The 2,855-nt window shown below is 35.2% G+C and carries 4 protein-coding genes; all 4 read right to left on the minus strand.

The annotated features are described in order from the left end of the window. Positions 1-191 (minus strand): hypothetical protein (locus PGR74_RS13980; RefSeq protein ID WP_270517368.1); only part of this gene is annotated, 191 nt, incomplete at its 3' end. Between the two features lie 272 nt (positions 192-463). Further along, positions 464-790 carry a hypothetical protein gene (locus tag PGR74_RS13985; RefSeq protein ID WP_041503537.1) on the minus strand — a complete coding sequence of 109 codons (327 nt, stop codon included), beginning with the start codon at positions 788-790 and terminating at the stop codon, positions 464-466. Between the two features lie 670 nt (positions 791-1,460). Next, positions 1,461-2,060 (minus strand): imm11 family protein, encoded by a 600-nt coding sequence (locus PGR74_RS13990; protein ID WP_041503536.1) that lies wholly within the window; start codon positions 2,058-2,060, stop codon positions 1,461-1,463. Between the two features lies 1 nt (position 2,061). Continuing rightward, positions 2,062-2,855: AHH domain-containing protein (locus tag PGR74_RS13995; protein WP_270517369.1), on the minus strand; the 794-nt coding region annotated here is incomplete at its 5' end.

The raw sequence follows: 2,855 nt of genomic DNA on the forward strand, positions 1-2,855 counted from the left end.
CTTCCCGTTCCGACCAACACCCGACCGCTCGCCGTGGTTGCCCCTTCCAACTGTATCCCGGCACTGTTTTTAACGTGTGTCAAAGAACCCGAGTAATAGAACCCGTTACCACTCGCGTCCGCTACCCTTAACTTCGTCCCGTCGGCCAAATAAGTGTAAGAGGCTTTTAGCGTGGTCCCGGTCTTTACCACTGCTAACAAATTTAAAATATTATATTCAAAATTCAAACTTTTTCGGCTATCCTTATAAATTTTGGTAAAGACCGTCCAAGTTGTTCCCTTTTAGTAGCCTACTGCACCCGTCCCTCTGGATTACCCCACGGCAACAGTCCCCGTGGGGTATTACACGATAAATCCAAATAAAAAATTAGTCCTGCATAACTTTACAATTATTACAGGACTAATCACTTTTTAGAACTTATTTTATGGTAACAAAAACTAGTTCTTACCTGCAATTTTTTATATCACCAGTCGAGATGCTCCTCATCACTTCCCAAAAACTCAACCTTAACCATAGGTTTCACTATACAAGAGTCTGACTTTCCCACGTAATATATCACGATTTCAGAAGTTACATCACGTATGAAAGATTGAATATCAGGAAATTTTTCTCGATCCCGATTATCATAGAGTTTCCGCAAATAATCAGTATCCAATCTTTTGATTAATATATCTGTACTTTTCGCTTTTACACGAACCCGACTTCCCTCGAAATCTATCGTGTCTTTACTGTAAATACCGTAAAGGAAGGTTTCCGGCTTTTCCTCGCGAGGAGAAGTCGACCAAGACAAGTCAAAAGAAATACTCTCTTCCGTATTATTCTTAATTTCAAATTCATATGAAATAAATATAGGTGACCCTATCTCTCTATCCGGGATTGATTTGTGACTATTCTTACAACAGACATTTCAATGTTTTTCGTTTTCTCCACTTTTTTAGAATGACATCCCGTGTACAAGACAACAAAAGAAAGTAAAAATACAAGTGTTAATGTTTTCATTTTTATTTCTTTTTCGATTGATTTCTAATTTTCCAGTAAAAATTCCAATCTCGTTTTTCCTCCCAAAGGTATCTATTATAATTATCTGACAAACATTCCTTAAACTCGTGTGCATGCTTCAAAAAAGAGTAAAACATCTGTAAATCACATGCGTTGACTTACTATCCCTTGCCGCTTTTCTTTAATAGTCTTGTAAAGATAAGACATTTAAATCTAAAAAAATCCACGGGAACTGTTCTTGTACAGTATAACAACAAGGTATCTCAATTCAAAATGGTACGCGAAGGAATCATCAAGTTATCCGAAAAAGACCTCCTCCATCCGGGTAGCTAACGAGGGACATTCCATCGTCAAAGACTCTGTTTTTACCGTCATCATAAAAACCAAGATTCCGTAATTATTAAAAATGATAGAAAGTTGACCGAAGATTTTACTTTTCGGTCAACTTCTATTAATTTCATTTATATTACTGTAGCTTTTTCAAATATAACACCACTTAATTTTGCTTTCCATATTGCTTGTCTTAAAGTTTCACTTACATAAAGATCTGGTGTAATTTTCCACAAATAATGTGATAATGGTTTAGAAAAAATACTATATTCCATGATCTTAGAAGCGGAAAAGACTGGTTTTATTATTTGATCTGTATTTTGAAAAAACATAGTCTTTTGCATATCTAAAACATCTAGTTTTTTATTGAATCGAAGAATAAAATAACGTCTTTCTTCACTACCATGTTTCACTTCACAAGTGATCCAATCTACTTGTTCTTTACCGGTTAGGTTATTCTCAATTACAGATTTGAATCTCTCGGACATCAATGGCCAAGCAAAGCTATTAGGTTGATAATCCAACCAAATTTCTTTTAATGTTGTTAAATTATTATCTACTACTAATCCATGTTTACCTTCTTTTACCCTTCTTAATTCAAAATTAAGAGGCAGCAAATTTTTTCCATCAAGTTGCGGGATCAAATCGCATGCAACTTGATCTTCAACCGCATAAAATGCACTTGCCAGTTCTATTTCGTTTTTCCAATTTAAAGAATAATACTTATTCATCTTACCAACCTCCTTTTCTTAATAAATCTGGATTCTGAAGCAATGGTGCTTTCACATATTGATCAAAAAGTTGCAAAAACTTAACCTGATTGCCATTTGCTTCCAATCTTGCTTTTTCCATATTTTGAAGTACAAATTTATGATAATCATTAGGATGTCTACCTAAATGAGGTAAAACAGCTTTATTCCAATCTCCATTTAGGTCGAGTCCAAATTGCTCCGCTATTTTTTTCATTTGAGGTGTAAACATTTTATTTTTATTTGTGGCAAAGTGATGTATTTGCGTCGGCAATTTACTTGCCTTTCTTATCGAATTGCTTTTTCCAAGTGGTAGCTTTCTATTAACAGCAAATTCTCCCAAAAATAAAACAGAACTTGCGGTAAAACTTCCAAGTTCTTCTCCAGACATTGAAGGAATTTTACTAATTGTTTGAATTGCACTTCCTAATGCCTCTGCCGTTTTATTTTGGCCCGTTACAAAATTACTAATACCCGATATATCTGTCAAAAAATTCAATATTCCTGCAGAAAAATCACTTAAATCATTCAAAAGTAAACTCGGTTTACCAGATCTTGAATTAAGCCACTCAAAAAAATCATTATTAAATTCATTAATCCGCCCATTCCAACCTTTGATAAATGCAGGAGGATCTCCTAACCACATCCCATTCGGATCAATAAACAAAATAGGATTATTCGCGCAATAATTATAAGAACTCAACGAGTAATAACTCTCGGACATCGGGTCGACACAGAACCAACGTCCCAGCTCGGCGTCGTACATCCGGGCACCGT

The sequence above is a fragment of the Sanguibacteroides sp. AM78-02pH3A genome (genome assembly GCF_027666085.1).
GTDB lineage: Bacteria > Bacteroidota > Bacteroidia > Bacteroidales > Marinifilaceae > Gabonibacter > Gabonibacter massiliensis.

What these genes read in the sequence shown, in the direction of transcription:
- PGR74_RS13990 (WP_041503536.1), bottom strand. Translation starts at nt 2,060, where the DNA reads ATGAATAAGTATTATTCTTTAAATTGGAAAAACGAAATAGAACTGGCA.